Origin of the sequence: Burkholderia sp. Ac-20345 (assembly GCF_017104825.1) — a bacterium.
Lineage (GTDB): Bacteria > Pseudomonadota > Gammaproteobacteria > Burkholderiales > Burkholderiaceae > Burkholderia > Burkholderia lata_B.
Map to the genome: position 1 here is coordinate 20,269 of NZ_JAAGPO010000084.1, position 20,805 is coordinate 41,073.

General features: G+C 65.1%; 18 protein-coding genes. 8 read left to right on the forward strand and 10 right to left on the reverse strand.

All coding sequences use genetic code 11. The annotated features are described in order from the left end of the window. Positions 1 to 16: 16 nt before the first annotated feature. Complete coding sequence (locus G3O06_RS26805) at positions 17 to 559, forward strand: peptidylprolyl isomerase (protein ID WP_174918552.1); 543 nt, start codon at positions 17 to 19, stop codon at positions 557 to 559. Here G3O06_RS26805 and G3O06_RS26810 read toward each other — a convergent pair. From G3O06_RS26810 to G3O06_RS26820, 3 genes are all read right to left on the reverse strand, one after another. Beyond that, complete coding sequence (locus G3O06_RS26810) at positions 539 to 1,810, reverse strand: hypothetical protein (protein WP_205818028.1); 1,272 nt, start codon at positions 1,808 to 1,810, stop codon at positions 539 to 541. The genes G3O06_RS26805 and G3O06_RS26810 overlap by 21 nt on opposite strands. Continuing rightward, a complete protein-coding gene (mutS, locus tag G3O06_RS26815; protein ID WP_205818029.1) occupies positions 1,791 to 4,448 on the reverse strand; it encodes a DNA mismatch repair protein MutS in 2,658 nt (885 codons plus the stop codon). Before mutS ends, G3O06_RS26810 begins: the two co-directional genes overlap by 20 nt. 106 nt (positions 4,449 to 4,554) lie before the next feature. Further along, a complete protein-coding gene (locus G3O06_RS26820; protein ID WP_174918557.1) occupies positions 4,555 to 4,980 on the reverse strand; it encodes a hypothetical protein in 426 nt (141 codons plus the stop codon). A 267-nt stretch (positions 4,981 to 5,247) separates the two neighbouring features. Here G3O06_RS26820 and G3O06_RS26825 point away from each other — a divergent pair, with 267 nt between their 5' ends. Further along, a complete protein-coding gene (locus G3O06_RS26825; RefSeq protein ID WP_205818030.1) occupies positions 5,248 to 5,757 on the forward strand; it encodes a hypothetical protein in 510 nt (169 codons plus the stop codon). A 476-nt stretch (positions 5,758 to 6,233) separates the two neighbouring features. Here the strand turns inward: G3O06_RS26825 and G3O06_RS26830 are convergent, their stop codons facing one another. The 3 genes from G3O06_RS26830 to G3O06_RS26840 form a co-directional block, all read right to left on the reverse strand. After that, on the reverse strand, positions 6,234 to 7,445 hold the full coding sequence (locus tag G3O06_RS26830) for a hypothetical protein (protein ID WP_205818031.1): 1,212 nt from the start codon (positions 7,443 to 7,445) through the stop codon (positions 6,234 to 6,236). Between the two features lie 932 nt (positions 7,446 to 8,377). Then, positions 8,378 to 10,000, reverse strand: coding sequence for an NAD(P)/FAD-dependent oxidoreductase (locus G3O06_RS26835; protein ID WP_174987365.1), 1,623 nt, complete (start codon positions 9,998 to 10,000; stop codon positions 8,378 to 8,380). Positions 10,001 to 10,305: 305 nt separating this feature from the next. Then, on the reverse strand, positions 10,306 to 11,109 hold the full coding sequence (locus tag G3O06_RS26840; protein WP_011352522.1) for an inositol monophosphatase family protein: 804 nt from the start codon (positions 11,107 to 11,109) through the stop codon (positions 10,306 to 10,308). 280 nt (positions 11,110 to 11,389) lie between these two features. Here G3O06_RS26840 and G3O06_RS26845 point away from each other — a divergent pair, with 280 nt between their 5' ends. Beyond that, entirely contained in the window at positions 11,390 to 12,214 is an 825-nt protein-coding gene (locus G3O06_RS26845) for an RNA methyltransferase (RefSeq protein WP_205818032.1), read from the forward strand. A gap of 270 nt (positions 12,215 to 12,484) precedes the next feature. Beyond that, complete coding sequence (gene cysE / locus G3O06_RS26850) at positions 12,485 to 13,288, forward strand: serine O-acetyltransferase (protein WP_205818033.1); 804 nt, start codon at positions 12,485 to 12,487, stop codon at positions 13,286 to 13,288. A gap of 48 nt (positions 13,289 to 13,336) precedes the next feature. On the opposite strand, the gene G3O06_RS26855 is transcribed toward cysE, so the two are convergent. From G3O06_RS26855 to G3O06_RS26870, 4 genes are all read right to left on the reverse strand, one after another. Further along, a complete protein-coding gene (locus G3O06_RS26855; RefSeq protein WP_174918729.1) occupies positions 13,337 to 14,137 on the reverse strand; it encodes a UDP-2,3-diacylglucosamine diphosphatase in 801 nt (266 codons plus the stop codon). A gap of 23 nt (positions 14,138 to 14,160) precedes the next feature. Next, a complete protein-coding gene (locus G3O06_RS26860) occupies positions 14,161 to 14,652 on the reverse strand; it encodes a peptidylprolyl isomerase (RefSeq protein WP_011352518.1) in 492 nt (163 codons plus the stop codon). Positions 14,653 to 14,740: 88 nt separating this feature from the next. Beyond that, the gene (locus G3O06_RS26865) at positions 14,741 to 15,322 is read right to left on the reverse strand and encodes a peptidylprolyl isomerase (protein ID WP_175000795.1); all 582 of its coding nucleotides are present in this window, start codon (positions 15,320 to 15,322) and stop codon (positions 14,741 to 14,743) included. Positions 15,323 to 15,361: 39 nt separating this feature from the next. Further along, positions 15,362 to 16,084 carry a tetratricopeptide repeat protein gene (locus G3O06_RS26870; protein ID WP_205818034.1) on the reverse strand — a complete coding sequence of 241 codons (723 nt, stop codon included), beginning with the start codon at positions 16,082 to 16,084 and terminating at the stop codon, positions 15,362 to 15,364. A 234-nt stretch (positions 16,085 to 16,318) separates the two neighbouring features. On the opposite strand from G3O06_RS26870, the gene cysS reads away from it, so the two are divergent. From cysS to tilS, 4 genes are all read left to right on the forward strand, one after another. Continuing rightward, complete coding sequence (gene cysS, locus G3O06_RS26875; RefSeq protein WP_174918726.1) at positions 16,319 to 17,716, forward strand: cysteine--tRNA ligase; 1,398 nt, start codon at positions 16,319 to 16,321, stop codon at positions 17,714 to 17,716. A gap of 43 nt (positions 17,717 to 17,759) precedes the next feature. Continuing rightward, a complete protein-coding gene (locus G3O06_RS26880; protein WP_174918725.1) occupies positions 17,760 to 18,587 on the forward strand; it encodes a DNA-3-methyladenine glycosylase in 828 nt (275 codons plus the stop codon). Positions 18,588 to 18,690: 103 nt separating this feature from the next. Beyond that, positions 18,691 to 19,662: an acetyl-CoA carboxylase carboxyltransferase subunit alpha gene (locus G3O06_RS26885; protein WP_039364696.1), complete on the forward strand. Its 972-nt coding sequence runs from the start codon at positions 18,691 to 18,693 to the stop codon at positions 19,660 to 19,662. A gap of 46 nt (positions 19,663 to 19,708) precedes the next feature. After that, a partial coding sequence (tilS, locus tag G3O06_RS26890) for a tRNA lysidine(34) synthetase TilS (protein ID WP_205818035.1) occupies positions 19,709 to 20,805 on the forward strand: 1,097 nt, incomplete at its 3' end.

Consider the following 20,805-nt stretch of genomic DNA (forward strand, 5'->3'; position numbering starts at 1 on the left):
TATTTGGGAGAATTGGATGAAAATCGCAAAAAACACCGTCGTGTCGGTCACTTACAAGCTGTCGGACGCACAGGGCAATCTGATCGAGGAAAGTGACGAGCCGATGGTCTATCTGCACGGCGGCTATGATGGCACGTTCCCCAAGATCGAGGAACAGCTTGACGGCCATGAGCAGGGTTACCAGGCGCAGATTCAGCTCGAACCGCAGGACGCGTTCGGCGACTACGATCCCGAACTCGTGAAGATCGAGCCGCGCGATCGTTTTCCCGAGCCGCTCGAAGTGGGCATGCAGTTCGAAGGCACGCCGGAAGACGGCGACGAGGAAGTCGATTCGCTGATCTACACGGTCACCGACGTCGCCGAAGACAAGGTCGTGCTGGACGGCAATCACCCGCTGGCAGGCATGGCGCTGCGTTTCGATCTCACCGTGAAGGACGTTCGCGAAGCCACCGAAGACGAAATCGAGCATGAGCACGCGCATGGCGCGGAAGGGCTCGAGATCGTCGACGAGGACGAGGACGAAGACGGCGAAGCGCCGTCAGGGCGCACCCTGCACTGAGCTCGCAGGCAGGCCGGGCGCCGGCCCCGATGCAGGGGCGGGCGCGGGCCACGACGCGCCGCCTGGGGCGGCGCTGTCACCCTGCAATGGCGGCGCGACCGACGACGAGTCGGGCAGCGCCGGCAACGCAGGGATTTCCGGCATCTGCGGCAGCGGGACGTCGTCACGCGGCACGAGCGGCAGCGCGGGCGGCACGGGCAGGTTTTTCGGTACTTCCTGCAGGCTCACGTTGAAGATCGTCTGTCGTGCCGGCGACACGCTCACCTTGACCCACTGATTCGTCGGATGGCGTGGTCCGATCGCGACGCGCGTCACGTTCCGGACCAGTTCACCGTCGTCCGCACGCAGCGGACGGTCGATCAGAAAGCCGTTCGCAAGCGGTTCGCCGCTCGCGTGCATCACGAGTATCGGGCCGCGGAACGTCGCCGCCGCCTTCACCAGCGTTCGTTTCAATTCACGGAAGCCGTCGCGTACGCGCGGCCGGTTGAAACGCAGCCATGCGAAGCGTTCCGCGCGTTCATAGCGTTCGAACTGCGGATCGCCTTCGAACATCACCACCATCGCGCGCGCCTCGCGCCGCTTCGCATATTCGGCCGCGTGGTCGATCCAGAAACCGTTCGCGATGATGCGGTCTTCGAATTCGCCGTTGCGGCCGCCGGCCGTCAGGTAGTGGTTGTTCGGCGCCGGCGCGTTGAGTGCGACGTAGACGATGTCGTCGCGCATCCAGCGTGTGTTTTCCCGATACGGCCGGAACCGTGCGACTTCGCTTTCCCGCGTGATCTGCAGCGCGCCGGGGTCGGGCAGTGCCGAATCGGCGAGCAGCGTCTGCCGCAGGAAGTCGAGCCGCTCGACTGGATCGTAGCCGCCGCCGGTCGCGGTGTTGCACGTTACCCAGTCGTCGTGACCGGGAATGAATACGATCGGCACGCGTGCCGCATCCAGGATCGCGCCGCGCTGCGAATACAGTGCATCGCGGCACGCTTCCTTCGAACCTTTGAGGTCACCCGCATAGACGACGAACGCGAGGTCGCGCTCGCGCGCGATCGCATCGAGCAGCCGCTGGGCGGCCGGCTCGTCCGCAGGGACGTTGATCACACCCGACACGACCGCGAACGAGTAGGGCGTGGTGCTGCGCTTCGGTGGCGCGGCCAGCGCGGTGGCCTGCGCGAGCGCCAGCACGGCCGCGACGAGCGCGGCGGCCGTGCGAGCCGGCAGGCCGCGCACGAAGCGCTTACGCGTGCCCGTCGGCATCGTGCGACCGGACCAGCGTGCGCAGTTCGTACAGCAGGTCGAGCGCCTCGCGCGGCTTGAGATCGTCGGGATCGATGTCGCGCAGTTTTTCCAGCGCCGGATGCGGTGTGTCGGGAGGCGCCGGCGCGTCAGCGCATTCCAGATCGTCGGCGGCCACCGGCTGCGCGCTGAACAGGTCGAGCTGCGGTGTGTGCTGCGACGCCGACTGCTGCTCGAGATACGCGAGGTGCTTGCGCGCGGCGCGGATCACGGGCGCCGGAACGCCTGCGAGCTGCGCGACCTGCAGGCCGTAGCTCTGGTTGGCCGGACCTTCGTTGACTGCGTGCAGGAACACGATGCCGTGGCCGTGTTCGACGGCAGACAGGTGGACGTTCGCCGCTTGCGGGAATTCGGCCGGCAGTTGTGTCAGCTCGAAGTAGTGCGTTGCGAACAGCGTGTAGCACGCGTTGTGCGCCAGCAGGTGGCGTGCGATGGCCCACGCGAGTGCGAGGCCGTCGAACGTCGACGTGCCGCGACCGATCTCGTCCATCAGCACGAGGCTTTGCGGCGTCGCGTCGTTGAGGATCGCAGCGGCTTCGGTCATCTCGACCATGAACGTCGAGCGGCCACCGGCGAGATCGTCCGCCGCGCCGATACGCGTGAAGATCCGGTCGATCGGACCGAAGCATGCCGATTTCGCCGGCACGTAGCTGCCGACGTAAGCCATCAGCGCGATCAACGCGGTCTGCCGCATGAACGTCGACTTACCGCCCATGTTCGGGCCGGTGATCAGCAGCAGCTTGCGCTCGGTGCCGAAGCGGCAGTCGTTCGCGATGAACTGTTCGACCTGCGCTTCGACGACCGGGTGGCGGCCCTGTTCGATTTCGATGCCGATCTCGTCGGTGAAGGTCGGCGCGACCCAGTCGAGCGCGCGGGCGCGTTCGGCGAATGCAGCGAGCAGGTCGAGTTCGGCTAGCGCCGATGCAACGCGCTGGCACTCGGGGATGAAAGGCAGCAGCGCCTGCAGCACCGCGTCGTACAGCGCGCGTTCGCGCGCCAGTGCGCGTTCCTGTGCGGACAGCGCCTTGTCCTCGAAGGTCTTCAGCTCGGGCGTGATGTAGCGCTCGGCGTTCTTCAGCGTCTGGCGCCGGCGGTAGTCGTCGGGCACCTTGTCGGTCTGGCCGCGCGTGACCTCGATGTAGAAACCGTGCACCTTGTTGTATTCGACGCGCAGGTTCGCGATGCCGGTGCGCGTGCGCTCGCGCGCTTCGAGATCGATCAGGAACTGCCCGCAGTTCTCCGAGATATCGCGCAGCTCGTCGAGCTCGGCGTCGTAGCCGCGCGCGATGACACCTCCGTCGCGCACCATCGCGGCCGGCTCGGGCGCAATCGCGTTCGTCAGCAGGTCGAGGCATTCGGCGGGCGGCGCGAGTGCTGCGTCGACGCGGGTGAGTGCGTTCGCGTTCTCGACGATCGCGCTGATGCGCTCGCGCAGCGCCGGCAGGGCGGCGAACGTGTCGCGCAGGCTCGACAGGTCGCGCGGACGCGCGGACAGCAGGGCGAGACGCCCGGTGATCCGTTCGACGTCGGCGATCTGGCGCAGCGCGGTGCGCAGCGCATCGAGGCTTACGTTGGCCGGTGCATCGAGCAGCGCACCGATCGCCTGCTGGCGCGACTGCGCGGCGACCGACGCGCGCGGCGGGTGATGCAGCCAGTGACGCAGCAGGCGGCTGCCCATCGTCGTGCAGCAGGTGTCGAGCAGCGAATACAGGGTCGGCGACTCGGTGCCGCGCAATGTCTCGGTCAGTTCGAGGTTGCGGCGCGTGGCCGGATCGAGCCCGATGTACTCGGTTTCGTTCTCGACCTTCAGGCTGCGCACGTGCCGCAGCTGCTGGCCTTGCGTGGCTGCTGCATAGAGCAGCAGCGCACCGGCCGCACCGCATGCGCTCGTCAGCGAATGCGCACCGAAACCGTCGAGGCTCGCGACATCGAGCTGGTTGCACAGGCGCTGCGTGCCCGATGCGATGTCGAAGTGCCATGCGGGCACGCGCTTGCTTGCGCCTGCGCCTGCCGGCACTGCGTCGGTCGCGCCGTCCGGCGTGAGGATCTCGGCCGGCCGGATGCGCTCGAGCGCGGCAGCGAGCTGGTCGGGTTCGATTTCGGCGAGCCGCAGCGCGCCGCTCGCGAGGTTCAGCCACGCGAGGCCGATGTTCACCGCCACGCCGCGCTTGTTGTGGCCCGTGCACATCGCGAGCAGGTAGACGTCGTTCTTGTCGGACAGCAGCGCGGCATCGGTCAGCGTGCCGGGCGTGACGACGCGCACGACCTTGCGCTCGACGGGGCCCTTCGACGTGGCCGGATCGCCGATCTGCTCGCAGATCGCGACCGATTCGCCCATCTTCACGAGCTTGGCCAGATACTGCTCGACCGCGTGATGCGGTACGCCGGCCATCTTGATCGGCGTGCCGGCAGACGCGCCACGTTGCGTGAGGGTCAGGTCGAGCAGGCGTGAGGCTTTCTCCGCGTCTTCGAAGAACAGCTCGTAGAAGTCGCCCATCCGGTAGAAGACAAGCGTGTCGGGATGGTCGGCCTTGATGCGCAGGTACTGCTGCATCATTGGAGTGTGGCCGGCGAAGGCTTCGGGCGACAGCGTGGTCATAAGTCAGGCGTGAAGTTGTTGCTTTGGTTGCCCGAGTTTACCAGTGGCTTCGTGTGCAGGCGCGAAGTTGGCTGTTTGGCCGGATGCAGGAGATGGCGAGCGGCGGCTATCTATTGCCATTGATCCAATACATGGCATGGGAGAGCCCATCCCCATATTCCGCGTCTGGGGCGTTGGCAAGTTCGCAGATTCGCGCTCTCACGGTCTGAGGGCCGAAAGTTCGGATACAGGGTTCGAGAAATAATCGGTTTGCGCTGGGATTGGGTTCTTTTAGCGCCGCTTTCAAAAGAGGGTCGAGCAGACTCCGAGGCACCGGATTTGTGTTCTCCATGACCTTCGCGACGAACCACTTTTTTGGGGCGTCCGTCAGCGCCCCTTCAAACCACGCAAGTGCTACAGCGGTATCCCTGGGGAGTGCCGATGATGCTTGACCAAGTATCCCTTTGATCGCGGCCAGATTCGCGTGTGTCGCACGCTCGACGTTTGCCAATTGCGTATAGCGATTCGCCAATTCATCCCAATCCACGTTCATTTCTCTTCCTTCGGCCTTATCAGAAAAGGCGCAGGTACTGCTGCATCGGTTGCAGGTGCTGCTGGTTGCGTGCCCATGTGACCGGGAAAAGGTGCTTTGGCTGGCCGAGTTTGCCAGTGCCTCTGGCGCGGGACAGCGAAGTTCGCCTTTCGGCCAATTTGCGATGATCATGACAGGCGGTTGCCGACCAGCAGAGGTCGATCGACTTGTGGCGTAGGATTGCCAGCGATCGCGCTGCTCTATACGCAAGCTACGGGGGGAGTCGTCATGTTCGAATTGCTTGAGCCCTTCTCTCGCCAAATGGCGGAAGACCTTCTCTCAGTCTTCCCGAACTGGGGGAGTCATCTTTCTATTGTTGCCAACGCTGGGGAGAACTATTTCAATGTTCGGGTACCGTCGCTCGCAGCATCGAAAGGTGGCGTCTTAGAGGTTTCTTCTTTATACAACGACGAGGTGACGGTTTTCTACGCAACAACCCATCGGCATTTCTTCTCCGTGCTGGGCAATACTGATGAAGCCGGAGGTGCGAGCGAGTTCATTCGGAAGATACTCGACGAACAACTTGCCGTGGTTTCATACATTTGCGCCGGTGACTCAACCATACGAGATGGGGTTTTTTCAAGCGTCGCAGTTCCGGCGGACAAGATCCCACGCGCAAACTATGAGTATTACTACACCACCTCGATGCGCGTGCGCTCTTGGAGGGGCACTTTCGATGCTGACTTCGCCGCCCCGTACGTCAAAGACAAGCCAACGGGCAACGATGGGCGAGCGTAGGTCGTGGCGTAGGTTTATCCGCCGAGCCTTGTCAGATAAGGTGCAGGTACTGCTGCATCATCGGAGTGTGGCCGGCGAAGACTTCGGGCGACGGCGTGGTCATAAGTCAGGCGTGAAGTTGTTGCTTTGGTTGCCCGAGCTTACCAGTGGCTTCACGTGCGGGCGCGAAGTTGGCCGTTTGGCCGAGGCCGCGTAGAAACGTAGGTCGAATGCTCCGTTCGAAAGACTCGACGCTTCGGATCGCGTTGAATCGGCTTGATGGCGATTCGGGAAGGGCAAAGGGCTCCCGGCACCATGCCCGTTTCGTGCTTTTACGCGGCTTTACCACCTGCATTCTCATCAACGCCGACATCCGATGGATCGTGCCGCGGCGATTGCTTGCCACCATCTGGCACCTGTGCCCAGGTGGCAAGCATCGTTCAGCGAGGGGGGCGCCGGGCGTTTACGGCATGTCCTCGCTCCGGCTCGGCTACGCGTCAACCGGAATAGAACACGCGGTTACCGCTCGTCCCGGAGGTGAAGACCACTGCGCGAGCAGCAACCGGCAGGCATGCCCCGGTGAGGTAGCTCTCATTGGTGCCGGCATTCAATGCAGGCAGCGTTCCTTGCGTCCAGTTGATGCCGTCGTCCGAAGCATAGCTCGTCGCTGCCGCTGGATACGACGACGTCAGCATGAAGAGGCGGTCGTTGCAAGTGAATGCCGCTGTCGCATTGCTGTTGATGTCGCCGGCACTCCACGTTTTCCCGTCGACGGAAACCACGGTCTTTATTCCGGTCAACCCGCCGTTTGCCACGGCCTGATTTCCAGCCGGAGAAAACACGATCGCCTTGCTATTCGAGATTGCAGTGGAAGTGACCTGGAAATAATTGGTTCCATTGACCGACGGCTGATAGGTAGTCCATGCCGTCAGGTCGGGGGAGGTGGCCTTTGCCGAGCGATAAAGGTTGTCTTTCTTGAAATTGCTTAGAAACACCAGGCTACCCGCTCCCGACGGTTGCCACGAACTACCTCTGTTCGTCGATTCGACATAAGTCACCGCCGATCCGTACGGTTGGTAACCGAGATACCACCGACCGTACGCATAGCTAATGCCGTATTCGCGCCCCGGCGAACCTCCAGTTACCGCAACTGAAGGCAGTACGCTTTGCTGCACGTTGAGCAGCGAAACCTGCCAGGTCATCGTCGAAGCATCGGCAAATGCAACGAATACCTGCCCTGTCGCCGGCGAACCACTGGTCGCGATATCGACCCCATACGCAGCGATATTCCCGTTTCCGTCGGATGTCATGTTCAGCACCTGCATGCTGTATCCGGAGCCGAGGGGATTCGGAAGCGTCGTATATTGCGCAGCCCAGTTGATACCGTCTGGCGACGTCAGGTAGGTCGCCGTATTCGTGGATGCGTTGCTTCCCAGCACCATCAGGTTGCTTCCGGTCCAGAAGGGCGAGGCGCTGGCCGCCGTGACGCCCACCGTCGTGGTGCCAGTGCCCGGAATATTGATCGTCGCGTTGATGCTGCCTTGCGTCCAACTCGTGAATATGCCCGACTTGATGGTGTTGGTCACAGCCGGTGAGGATCCGCCGGGGGTGGGCCCAGAACTGTCGTTGCCGCCACAAGCTGTCAGAAACGACGTGATCGAGACTATTGCGATGGTCTTAACGAGCAGGTTTTCGATAGGCATTTTCATGTTCTGTCGTGTCGATAGTGAAATGCGGTTTGCGTATCGTCGATGGGGCTGCAAGTACCGCTGCGCCGTCTCAGCACATAGCCATCGTCAGGGGCGAGGCGGCCAATCCCTCGTCAATTGCTTATGTGCTGGATCAGTCACTGGAACAGGAGTAAGAATTTCCAGAGATCAACGGTTTTTGCAATAGCTATATCCGGAAATCGTGGTTGTTGTCGAATTGGCTCAAGCGCTGCAGCATTTTGCCGTGTCGGAGCTCGGCGCTGCTTCATTGTGGCTGTCATTTGCACGCTGTGAAAAGCCGATGACTTATGATGATTGGCCCGATATTGCTAAGCGAAGGCTACCATATCGGGCAGCATGGCAACATGCGGAATAAATCTACGGTTTTCGGTGTATGCGGGGGCGAAAAGAAGGGCCGCGTGTGGCTTCTTCGAAACGAGCGACGCTGCCGGATGTTGCCGCCGGGCTCGGGCGTGTAGGCGATGGGGTGGTCCGGATCAGCCATTGTTTCTGATCCGGCGCCGTCACGTGTGTCACGCATCGGAGCCCCGATTGATACGGCTCTCAGGTGACTTCGAGGGGTAGCGACTTGATTTCGAGCCACCTCGAGGCGGCCTGGGACTGGTTGGGGAAATGGGGCGTAGGTTTCGGCGTAGCGTCTTGTATGCGCCTGTTTCCGGCACGGCGCAGGCGCTGCTGCATCATCGGTGTGTGGCCTGCGAAGCCTTCGGGCGGCAGCGTGGTCGCAGGCCGCGCATGATGCCGTGCTTGAGCTTGCCACCGGCTTCGACGTGCAAGCTTGAGGTTCGCCGTTCGGTCAGTTGCCAGCAACCGTCAGCTCAGTACGTATTGCGACTCCGCTTCCAGGCCCGCATGCGAAGGCCGGCCTCACCCGGCGCGCGAACCTCCGCGCGCCGACCCTGTCCGGCCCCTCAGGCCGTTTGCCCCGCCGTCACACTGAGCGCCACCGCCTGCGCGACTTCGATCCCGTCGATGGCTGCCGAATAGATGCCACCGGCATACCCCGCACCTTCACCAGCCGGATACAGGCCTTCGACGTTCATGCTCTGGTAATCGTCCTTGCGTCGGATCCGGATCGGCGACGAAGTGCGCGTCTCGACCCCGGTGAGCACTGCATCGTGCATCGCGAAGCCGGCGATCTTCTTGTCGATCTCGGGGAGGGCTTCGCGGATCGCTTCGATCACGTAGTCCGGCAGCGCGGTGCTGAGGTCGGTCGGGTTCACGCCCGGCTTGTACGACGGCTCGACGGAGCCGAGCGACGTCGACGGCCGACCTGCGATGAAATCGCCGACCAGTTGGCCCGGTGCGCGGTAATCGCCGCCGCCGAGTTCGAACGCGCGCTCTTCCCATTTGCGCTGGAACGCGATGCCCGCCAGCGGGCCGCCGGGATAATCGTCCGGCGTGATGCCGACGACGATGCCCGCATTCGCATTGCGCTCGGCCCGCGAATACTGGCTCATGCCGTTGGTGACCACGCGGCCCGGCTCGGAGGTCGCCGCGACGACCGTGCCGCCCGGGCACATGCAGAAGCTGTAGACGGCCCGGCCATTGCTGCAGTGGTGGACCACCTTGTAGTCGGCCGCACCGAGCTGCTTGTGGCCTGCGAACTTGCCGAAGCGGCTGCGATCGATCAACCCCTGCGGATGCTCGATGCGAAAGCCCAGCGAGAACGGCTTGGCTTCGACGTAGACGCCGCGTTCGTGCAGCATCTCGAAGGTGTCGCGCGCGCTGTGGCCCACGGCCAGCACCACGTGGTCGCACCGCAGCGTTTCCCCGTTCGAGAGCTTCAGCGAGCGTACCTTGCCCTGATCGATCTCGATGTCGTCGACTCGGGTTTCAAAGCGCACTTCACCACCCAGTTCGTGGATGGACGCACGCATCTTTTCCACCATGCTGACGAGGCGGAACGTGCCGATGTGCGGCCGGCTCAGGTACAGGATGTCTTCCGGTGCGCCTGCCTTGACGAATTCGTCCAGCACCTTGCGGCCGTAGTGGTTGGGATCCTTGATCTGGCTGTACAGCTTGCCGTCGGAAAACGTCCCGGCACCGCCTTCGCCGAACTGCACGTTGGATTCGGGATTGAGCACGCTCTTGCGCCACAGTCCGAAAGTGTCCTTGGTGCGCTCGCGCACGGCCTTGCCGCGTTCGAGGATGATGGGGCGGAAACCCATCTGCGCGAGGATCAGCCCCGCGAACAGGCCGCACGGCCCCATGCCGATCACGACCGGGCGCAGGAAATTGCCGTGCTCGGGCGCCTTCGTGACGAAGTGGTACGCCATGTCGGGCGTCACGCCGCAATGCGGCTTGCCGGCGAGGCGCTTGATCGCGGCCGCTTCATCCGTGACTTCGACATCGACGATATACGTGAGCTTGATGTCGGCGCGCTTGCGCGCATCGTGTGCGCGGCGGAACACGGTGTAACGGAGGAGCCCGTCTGCGGCCACACCAAGCTCCGCGAGGCGCTCGCGAATCGCGGCCTCGAGCGCGCTTTCGGGGTGGTCGAGGGGGAGTTTAATTTCGCTTAGCCGTAACATGGGGACTCGGATGCGATTGCCACGGCGTCGTGGCGGTGTTGATACGGGCGGGGGCCGGCAGTGTTGTCCGCCGTGCGGGCATGCCGGACGCAAACCATTCATTGTCATTGCGGGACAGGCGGTGCAAGCGGCAGTACGCTGGCCGGCCCGAACAACTCAAGCAACTTCAGGATAGGCGCACGACGCGACCCTTGTGCGGGAAGATTGTCCCGCCTCCCGGCAACCGGGAGGCGAACGGCGCGCCGTCGTGACGATGCCCGCGAGCGGTATGCGCGAAAGCCGCGCCATGCAGGCGCGGCCGGGGCTTACTCCGCTGCCGGATGCACGCGGGTGTAACCCTTCAGGATCGGGATCATCTGCGCGTAGATCTTCGGGTTCGCAGCGACGATTTCATGGCGATGCAGGAAATCGGCGTCGCCCGTGTAGTTGCCGACGAGGCCGCCGGCTTCGGTGATCAGCAGGCTGCCCGCCGCCATGTCCCACACGTTGATGCCCTGCTCGAAGAACGCGTCGAGGCGGCCGGCCGCGACGTTCGCGAGATCGAGTGCCGCCGCGCCCGGACGGCGCAGGCCCGTGCAGGCCTGCGTCATTTCAGTGAAGAGGCGCGCGTAGGCGTCGAGGCCGTCCTTTTCGCGGAACGGGAAGCCCGTGCCGACCAGCGCGTCCGACAGGCGGTCGCGGCGGCCGACGCGGATGCGGCGGTCGTTCAGGTACGCGCCGCGGCCGCGGGTGGCCGTGAACAGATCGTTCTTGTTCGGGTCGTAGACGACAGCCTGCGTGACGACGCCCTTGTGCTCGAGCGCGATCGACACGCAGTAGTACGGGAAGCCGTGGATGAAGTTGGTCGTGCCGTCGAGCGGATCGATGATCCACTTGAATTCGGATTCGTTCTCCGATTCGCCCGATTCTTCCGCGAGGATCGCGTGGTCGGGGTAGGCGGTCTTCAGCGTCTCGATGATCGCGTCTTCGGCGGCCTTGTCCACTTCGGTGACGAAGTCATTCTGCTGCTTCTTGCGGATCTCGATCAGGTCGAGATCGAGGGACGCGCGATTGATGATCTGTCCGGCGCGGCGCGCAGCCTTGACAGCAATGTTGAGCATGGGATGCATGAGCCTGGATCCTGTAGCCGGCGGCACGGGCCGCCACGAAGTGGAACAACCGCCCGGCACGGCGCAAGCGTGGCAGGCGAGGTGAGACGCAAATTGACAAAGAACGGGGTACGACCCGCGCCGCACGGAGTGCGACGCGTAAAGGCATGATTTTACCCGATTTTTGGCGGTTTCAGGCGACCGCGATACGGGGAAACCCCCACTATCCGTCCGGACGAGTGGGTTTGCCGCGGCGATGGCGATACCATACTGCCATTCTGATGAACCGAGTCGCATCGTAGTGGAAACCCCGCAGATCACCGCCGCGCCGTCCGAGCCGGGCGCGGCCTCGTCCCGGCCGCCGTCCGGCGGCTTCACGTCCACCCGTTTCGTGCTCGTCGAGCCGAGCCATCCCGGCAATGTCGGGGCGGCCGCCCGCGCGCTGAAGACGATGGGCTTCTCGCGTCTCGTGCTGGTCGCGCCGCGCGTGCCGCACGTGCAGAGCGATCCCGAGGCGATCGCGATGGCCAGCGGCGCGGACGACGTCCTCGCGTCCGCGCATGTCGTGCCGACGCTTGGCGACGCGCTGTCCGGTGTCCACTGGTCGATCGCGCTGACCGCGCGCACGCGTGAATACGGGCCGCCGCGCCTGGCGCCGCGTGCCGCTGCCACGCAGGCGTGCGCGCAGGTCGGCACGGGCGACATCGCGCTCGTGTTCGGTAACGAGCGCACGGGCCTCGCGAACGAGCACGTCGAGCAGTGCAGCGCGCTGGCGCACATCCCGGCGAACCCGGCCTACAGTTCGCTGAATCTCGCGCAGGCCGTGCAGGTGCTCGCGTACGAGCTGCGCGTCGCGTTTCTCGAGCAGGCGAGCGAGCCGTCGGTGCAACCGTCGGGCGAAGCCGGCACGCTTGCGCAGAGCGACGAGATCGAACGCATGTACGTGCACCTCGAGCATGCGCTGATCGCGCTCGAGTTCCTCGATCCGCGCAACCCGAAGAAGCTGATGCCACGGCTGCGGCGCCTGTTCGCGCGCACGGGCCTCGAGCGCGAGGAGGTCAACATCCTGCGCGGCGTCGCGAAGCACATCCTGCTGAAATCGGGCAAGCCCGGCGGCGACGCGTAAGCGGCCGGCGCACCGGCTGCCGGATGTCTCGGCGCGCGGCGCAACCGCCCCGTCGGGCAGGTGCCAGGTCGGCCGCCGGAAGCGCCGGTGCCGATCGCTGCGCCAGATCGACCATCCCGCAAACGCCCCCGCAGCAAGCGTTCCGCCCGAATACCCGTGCCGGCGGCGGGGTGAACGCGCGAGCTCGTGCGGCCGTGCGCGACTCGCCCTACAATCGCCGGACATCATAAGTAAATTACCCGGCGCGATAAGGGCCGGTCATTGCCGGCGATGCGCGCCGGCCTTTTCCCAGGCCACATCATGTTCACGAGACTGCGCGAAGACGTTGCAACGATTCGCGAGCGGGATCCCGCCGCTCGCAGTGCGTGGGAAGTGCTGACCTGTTATCCGGGGTTGCATGCGCTCGTGCTGCATCGTTTCGCGCACGCATGCTGGCGCGCGAAGCGCTACTGGATCGCGCGTTTCGCGTCGCAGGCCGGCCGGTTCCTGACGGGGATCGAAATTCACCCCGGCGCGACGATCGGCCGGCGCGTGTTCATCGATCACGGGATGGGTGTCGTGATCGGCGAGACGGCGATCGTCGGCGACGACTGCACGATCTATCAGGGCGTGACGCTGGGTGGCACGTCGCTCACGCGCGGCGCCAAGCGCCACCCGACGCTCGAGGCCGGCGTGATCGTCGGCGCGGGCGCGAAGGTGCTTGGCGGATTCACGGTCGGGGCGGGTGCGAAGATCGGTTCGAACGCGGTCGTCGTGAAGCCGGTGCCGCCAGGCGGCACGGCGGTCGGCAACCCGGCGCGCATCGTGATGCCGGCACAGCCGAAGCCGCAGCCCGAACGCGCGGCGTTCTGCGCATACGGGATCACGCCGAATGCTGACGATCCGATGTCGCTCGCGATTCACGGGCTGATCGATCACGCGGCGAAGGAAAGCCGCCGCGTCGACGAGATCGTCGCGGCACTCGAGCGGCTCGGCACGCATCTGGAAACGCTGCAGGGCGCCGACGCGGCGCGCCTCGACCTGCGCAGGCTGTCGGCGGTGCTGGAAGGAAAGACGGTCGAACGCGAGGTGTAACGCGAGGGTTGACGATGGCTGCCGGCCGGTGCGGCGGCAGCAGCGTCGTCAGTCGAGCGGCATCGCGTGGATGCCTTCCGCGTCGACGCGCAGGTAGCCGCCGCGCGGCTTGCCGTGGTCGAGGTCCCAGTCGGGCAACACCCAGCGGATGCCGCCCGGCTCTGCGTGGCTCGCGGGGCGGTGCGTGTGGCCGTGAATGATCACGCTCGCGCGGCTTTTCCGGAACAGCGCAGCCACGCCTTCACGCGTGACATCGTAAATCGCCGAAGCAGGGCGCACCCGGCCCGCTTCGCTTTTCGAACGCATGCGCTGCGCGAGCGCGCGGCGCCAGCGGAACGGCCACGCGAGAAACAGCCATTGCGCGACGCGGTTGCGTGCGAAGCGGCGGAACAGCTGATAGCCGCGGTCGGCCGTGCATTGTGCGTCACCGTGCGCGAGCACGATGCGCTGGCCAAACGCCATGATCAGCGAAGGATCAGGCAGCAGCATCGCGCCGGCTGCCTTCATGAAGCGCCGGCCGAGCAGGAAATCGCGGTTGCCGTGCATCACGTAGAGCGCAATGCCGCGCTCCGAGAACGTGTGCATCAGCGCGGCCATGCGTGCCGCGAACGGATCGTCGTCGAGGATGTCGTCGCCGATCCAGTATTCGAACAGGTCGCCGAGGATGAACACCGAATCGGCGCTGTCGGCGGTGTATTTCACGAAATGCTCGAACGCGGCGACCGTCTTCGGAATCGCTTCGCTCAGATGCAGATCGGAGAGAAACAGGAACGGGCGTGCGGCTTGCGCGTATTCGCGCTCGCCCGGCACGCCCGCGGAGACGCTTCGCGGCGGACTCTCCTGCAACATCGAAGTGCCTCCGTAACTGCGCGTCAGACCACGACGGCCTTCTCGATCACGACGTCGTCAGCCGGCACGTCCTGGTGGAAACCAGCGTTGCCCGTCTTGACGCCCTTGATCTTGTCGACCACGTCCTGGCCTTCGACGACCTTGCCGAACACGGCGTAGCCCCAGCCTTGCGGCGTCGGCGACGAGTGGTTCAGGAAGTCGTTGTCGTTCACGTTGATGAAGAACTGGGCAGTTGCCGAGTGCGGATCGTTCGTGCGCGCCATCGCGACGGTGTAGTTGTCGTTCTTCAGGCCGTTGTTCGCCTCGTTGTCGATCGGCGCATCGGTCGGCTTCTGCTTCAGGCCCGGCTCGAAGCCGCCGCCCTGGATCATGAAGCCGTTGATCACGCGATGGAACACGGTGCCGTCGTAGTGGCCCTTCTTCACGTAGTTCAGGAAGTTCTCGACCGTCTTCGGTGCCTTCGCGGCGTCGAGCTCGAGCTTGATCACGCCGTGGTTCGTATGCAGTTCAACCATGATGAATTCCTTCGGTGAGGCGGTTTAAATGGCACGCGGCCGGTCGTGCGACGCGGCCGCGTGTGGCGCCGGACGTGCCGGCAGGTTCTTACTTCGAGACGATGCTGGCCGATTCGATCAGGATCGGTTGCGCGGGCACGTCCTGCATCGGGCCGCGCGAGGTCGTCGCCACGCCTTCGATCTTCTTCACGACGTCGAGACCCGACACGACCTTGCCGAACACCGCATAGCCGTTGCCGTCCGGGTTCGGGTAGTCGAGGCCGTTGTTGTCGACCGTGTTGATGAAGAACTGCGCGGTGGCCGAATTCGGATCGCTCGTGCGTGCCATCGCGATCGTGCCCGTCAGGTTCTTCAGACCATTGCGGCTCTCCAGCGGGATCGGCGCGCGGGTCGGCTTCTCCTCGAAGTTGGTCTTGTAGCCGCCGCCCTGGATCATGAAGCCCTTGATCACGCGATGGAAGATCGTGCCGTTGTACTGGCCGGCCTTCACGTAATCGAGGAAGTTGGCGACGGACTTCGGCGCCTTCTCCGGGTAGAGCTCGACGCGGATGTCGCCCTGTGAGGTCTTCAGCTGCACGACGGGGTGCGCGGTAGCCGATTGCGCGAACGCAGGTGCGGTCGCGGTCGCGAGAAGGGCGGCGCCGCCAAGCGCCAGCAACAGACGTTTCATTGCGATCCTCAGGTTGGGAGGGAAAGAAGGCCGCGCCGCTTATTGCGACGGCGCGACGTACGGCGCCGCCAGTGCGCCCGACGGACCGCTGAACTGGAACGTCGGCGACATCGGCAGCGTGGTGGTGCCCACGTTCGCGGCTGCGCGGTTGGTGTAGTCGCGGGTGGCCGGTGCGACCGCGCGGGCGTTCGGCGCGGCCTTCGGCGGCGACACGATCTTCTGGAGATCGGCGAGGCGCTGCGCGGTCGCGCCGCTCGTGCGGCCGAGCGATTGCGCACGCTTGTACGACTCGGCCGCGAGGCGCAGGTACAGGTCGCCGAGGTTCTCGTATGCAAGCGAGTAGCTCGGGTTCGATTGCGTCGCCGTGACGAGCGCGGTGCGCGCGTCGTCGTAACGGCCATGCTTCGCGTAGAGCGCCGCAAGGTTGTTGTACGGCTCGGGCAGTTCGGGGTACGCCTGCGTGATCGCGACGAACTGCTGGATCGCGTCGTCGTCACGGTTCAGGCGGGCCAGCACGGTGCCGCGCTTGAACTGCGCCTGCACGTCGCGCGGGTTCGACGCGATGCGCGCGTCGAGCTGCGCGAGCGCCTGTTTCCACTGCTTGCCGGCGATCGATGCGTCGATTTCGGGTGTGCCGTCGGCGGTGGCCGGGGCTTTCTGCGCATGCGCCGCGGGGACCGCGAAAAGCGTCAGCGCGACGCCCATGACGGTGGTCGCAACGAGGGTCGCAGCGCTCTGCGCGCGGCCGCGATGAGGTTTCATAGGCGTAAATCGGAATGTTATACTCCGAGCCATTCTAACAAAACGTCTGCGCGTTCCGGCGAGCGGCAGACAGTCTTTCTTAGCCTCTCGTGGCCGTCACCGCTGTGCTTGCAGCCTGACCGCCCCATGTGATATCGAGGACGCTCGGCCTGGTGCCGCAGCAGATGGTCCGTCCGTTTCGCATGCTGGGCGAGCTTCGCCAGGGCGGTTTCCTTCGGCTCACGGTTCATCTCTATGGAATCACTGCGCATCTACAACACGCTCGCGCGTGACAAGCAAGTCTTCGTGCCGCGCCAGTCCGGCGAAGTGCGGATGTACGTATGCGGAATCACCGTATACGACTATTGTCACGTGGGCCACGCGCGCATGCTGGTCGTGTTCGACCTCGTCCAGCGCTGGTTGCGTGCGATCGGTTACCGGGTCACGTATGTGCGCAACATTACCGACATCGACGACAAGATCATCCGCCGCGCGGTCGAGAACGGCGAGACGATCAAGTCACTGACCGACCGGTTCATCGGCGCGATGCACGACGACGAAAGCGCGCTCGGCATCCAGCGGCCCGACATCGAGCCGCGCGCGACGGCGTTCATTCCGCAGATGCTCGGCATGATCGAGACGCTCGAGACGAACGGCTACGCGTACCAGGCGACCGACGGCGACGTCAATTACTCGGTGCGCAAGTTCGCGAACTACGGAAAGCTGTCGGGCAAGTCGCTCGACGATCTGCGCGCGGGCGAGCGCGTCGCCGCGAACGACGCGAAGGAAGATCCGCTCGATTTCGTGTTGTGGAAACGCGCGAAGCCGGAAGATCCGGAAGGCGCGTCGTGGGCGTCGAAGTACGGGATGGGTCGCCCGGGCTGGCACATCGAGTGCTCGGCGATGGGCTGCACGCTGCTCGGCGAGCATTTTGACATCCACGGCGGCGGGCAGGATCTGCAATTCCCGCACCACGAGAACGAGATCGCGCAGAGCGAAGGCGCGACCGGCCAGACGTTCGTCAATTACTGGATGCACAACGGCTTCGTGCAGGTCGACAACGAGAAGATGTCGAAATCGCTCGGCAACTTCTTCACGATCCGCGAAGTGCTCGAGCGCTACGATGCCGAAGTCATGCGCTTCTTCATCGTGCGCACGCACTACCGTTCGCCGCTCAATTACAGCGACGTGCATCTCGACGATGCGCGCGCGTCGCTCACGCGTCTCTACACCGCGTTGAAGGATGTCGAGGCCGACACGCTCGCGCTCGACTGGAACGAGCCGCACGCGCAGCGTTTCGCGGCCGCGATGAACGACGACTTCAACACGCCGGTCGCGGTGGCGACGCTGTTCGAGCTGGCGGGCGAGGTGAATCGCACGCGCGACGCATCGCTCGCGCGGCAACTGAAACAACTGGCGGGCCTGCTCGGCCTGCTGGGCCGCGAACCGCGCGCGTTCCTGCAGCAGGCGTCCGGCGCCGCGCAGGCGGGCGGGTTCGCCGCCGACGAGATCGAAGCGAAGATCGCCGCGCGTGTCGCGGCGAAGCAAGCGAAAGACTATGCCGAAGCGGACCGGATCCGGGCGGAACTGCTCGAGACCGGTATCGCACTTGAAGACAAACCGGGCGGATCGACCGAATGGCGTCGCGTATGAGCGCGGTGCGTTCCACTGACCGATCCGTCAGGTAGGAGGCAAGATGGCAACGGCCAGAAAAGCGCCGGTCAGGCGCGCGACCCCGGTCGCCGCGCGTCCGGCAGCCAAGCGCGTGCCGCCGGCGAAGACGGACGCGACGCGCGCCGTGCCGAACGGCGCGCTCAACGGTCATGCGCAGCCGGCGGCCGCGCTGCCGGCCGCCGACGCGGCCCGCAAGGCCCGTGCGTCCGAAGTGGACGGCGAGGAGGTCGTCGTGCGTCCTGCTTACTGGGACAAGGCATGCGCCGATCTCGTCAAGCGCGACCGGATCCTGAAGAAACTGATTCCAAAGTTCGGTCCCGCGCATCTCGTGAAGCGGGGCGACCCGTTCGTCACGCTCGCGCGCTCGGTCGTCGGCCAGCAGATTTCGGTGCCGTCGGCGCAGTCGCTGTGGGCGCGCATCGGGGATGCCTGTCCGAAACTCGCGCCGCAGCCGGTGATCCGGCTCGGCGCGGAAAAACTGATCGCGTGCGGGCTGTCGAAGCGCAAGACGGAATACATCCTCGATCTCGCGCAGCACTTCGTGTCGGGCGCGCTGCACGTCGACAAATGGACGTCGATGGACGACGAGGACGTGATCGCGGAGCTCACGCAGATCCGCGGCATCAGCCGCTGGACGGCCGAGATGTTCCTGATCTTCAACCTGTCGCGGCCGGACGTCCTGCCGCTCGACGACCCGGGCCTGATCCGCGCGATCAGCGTCAATTACTTCAGCGGGGAACCCGTTACGCGCAGCGAGGCGCGCGAGGTCGCGGCCAACTGGGAACCGTGGCGCACCGTCGCGACCTGGTACATGTGGCGCAGCCTCGATGCGCCCGACGCCGACGCCTGAGCGGCGGCTATCGGGTTTTAAACATCAATAGTTGAGAGCCGGTTTTGAGCGTCGCCCGCGCGGGTAGAATACGCGCTGCCGCAAGACCCAAGGATTCGAACACATGAAGACCACGTTTCTGGATTTCGAACAGCCGATCGCCGAACTCGAGGCCAAGATCGAAGAGCTGCGATTCGTGCAGGACGACTCGGCTGTCGACATTTCGGAAGAAATCGAGCGGCTGTCGAAGAAAAGCCAGCAACTGACGAAAGACCTCTACGCGAACCTGTCGCCGTGGCAGGTTTCGCAGATCGCGCGGCATCCGCAGCGTCCGTACACGCTCGATTACGTTGCAGAACTGTTTACCGATTTTCACGAGCTGCACGGCGACCGCGCATTCGCGGACGATGTGTCGATCGTCGGCGGCCTCGCGCGCTTCGGCGGCCATCCGTGCATGGTGATCGGTCACCAGAAGGGCCGTGATACCAAGGAGCGCGCCGCGCGCAACTTCGGGATGCCGCGCCCGGAAGGCTATCGCAAGGCCGAACGCCTGATGCGTCTCGCCGAGAAGTTCGGGCTGCCGATCTTCACGTTCGTCGACACGCCGGGCGCGTACCCGGGCATCGGCGCGGAAGAGCGCGGCCAGTCGGAGGCGATCGGCCGCAACCTGTACGTGATGGCCGAACTGAAGACCCCGATCATCACGACGGTGATCGGCGAGGGCGGTTCGGGCGGCGCGCTCGCAATCGCGGTGGCCGACACCGTGATGATGCTGCAATTCTCGACCTACTCGGTGATCTCGCCGGAAGGCTGTGCGTCGATCCTGTGGAAGAGCGCCGCGAAGGCGCCGGAAGCAGCGGAAGCGCTGGGCCTGACCGCGCACCGCCTGAAGGCGCTCGGCCTGATCGACAAGATCATCAACGAGCCGCTCGGCGGCGCGCATCGCGATCCGAAGGGCATGGCTGCGCTGCTGCGCCGTGCGCTGGCCGATTCGCTGCGCCAGTTCCAGGGCATGAGCATCGATGCGCTGCGCGAGCGCCGCTTCGAGCGCCTGATGGCCTACGGCAAGTTCAAGGAAACCACGCCGGGCGCATGACCGGCTGCGTCCACCATTCGCGCGCCGCTGCGCGCGCGTTCCTCTCGTGATTCCGCCAACCGAACTCTCCGCCGACCGCATCGTCCTCGATGCGGTCGGCGTTGCGCTTTCCGGCATGCCGCCCGATGCACGCATCGCGATCGCGTACAGCGGCGGCCTCGACTCGACGGTGCTGCTCCACGCGGCCGTGCGTGTCGCAGGCGCGTCGCGTTGCGTCGCGCTGCACGTGCATCACGGGCTGAGTGCGAACGCCGACGCGTGGGTTGCGCATGCCGAGGCGAGCGCGGCCGGGCTCGGCGTCGCATTCGAATCGATGCGCGTCGACGTGCCGCGCGACAGCGGCCTCGGTGTCGAGGCGACGGCGCGCGAGCGGCGCTACGCGGCGCTCGACGAGATGTGCGAGCGCCACGTCGCGGCCGCGCTGTGGCTCGCGCAGCATGCGGACGATCAGGCCGAAACCGTGCTGCTGCAGCTGTTGCGCGGCGCGGGGATCGCGGGGCTTGCCGCGATGGCGCCGCGTTACCGCCCTGAAGGCGTGAGCGTCGAGCGTGTGCGCCCGCTGCTGCGACTGTTGCGTGCGCAACTCGAGCGCTATGCGACGCAGCACGACCTGGCATGGATCGACGACGAGTCGAACAATGACACGCGCTATGCGCGCAATGCGTTGCGCATCGACGTGCTGCCGGCGCTGGCCGTGCATTTCCCGGGCTTTCGAGACGCGCTCGGCCGCGCGGCCCAGCATGCGGCGGCCGCACAGCGACTGCTCGACGATCTGGCCGAACTCGACTTCGCCGTTGCCGCGCGCGATGACGGGCAGGCGCTGTCGCGCGATGCCCTGGTCGCGTTCGACGACACGCGCGGCGCGAACCTGCTGCGCTTCTGGATGCGCCGGCTCGGTTTGCCGGGCGCGTCGGCTGCCCGGCTCGCCAACATGATGCGGCAGTTGCGTGCCACACATGTCGCCCATGCGCTGCGCGTCGATCACGCAGGGCAATGCCTGCGCCTGTATCGCGATGTCGTCTACTGGGAAGCGGGTGACAGCAGCGAACCGGCCGATGACGGCACCGGGAGCCCGCATCCGGAAGCGGTGCTCGCGTGGGACGGGCAGGAAGTCTGGCACCTGCCGGGATGGCGCGGCACGTT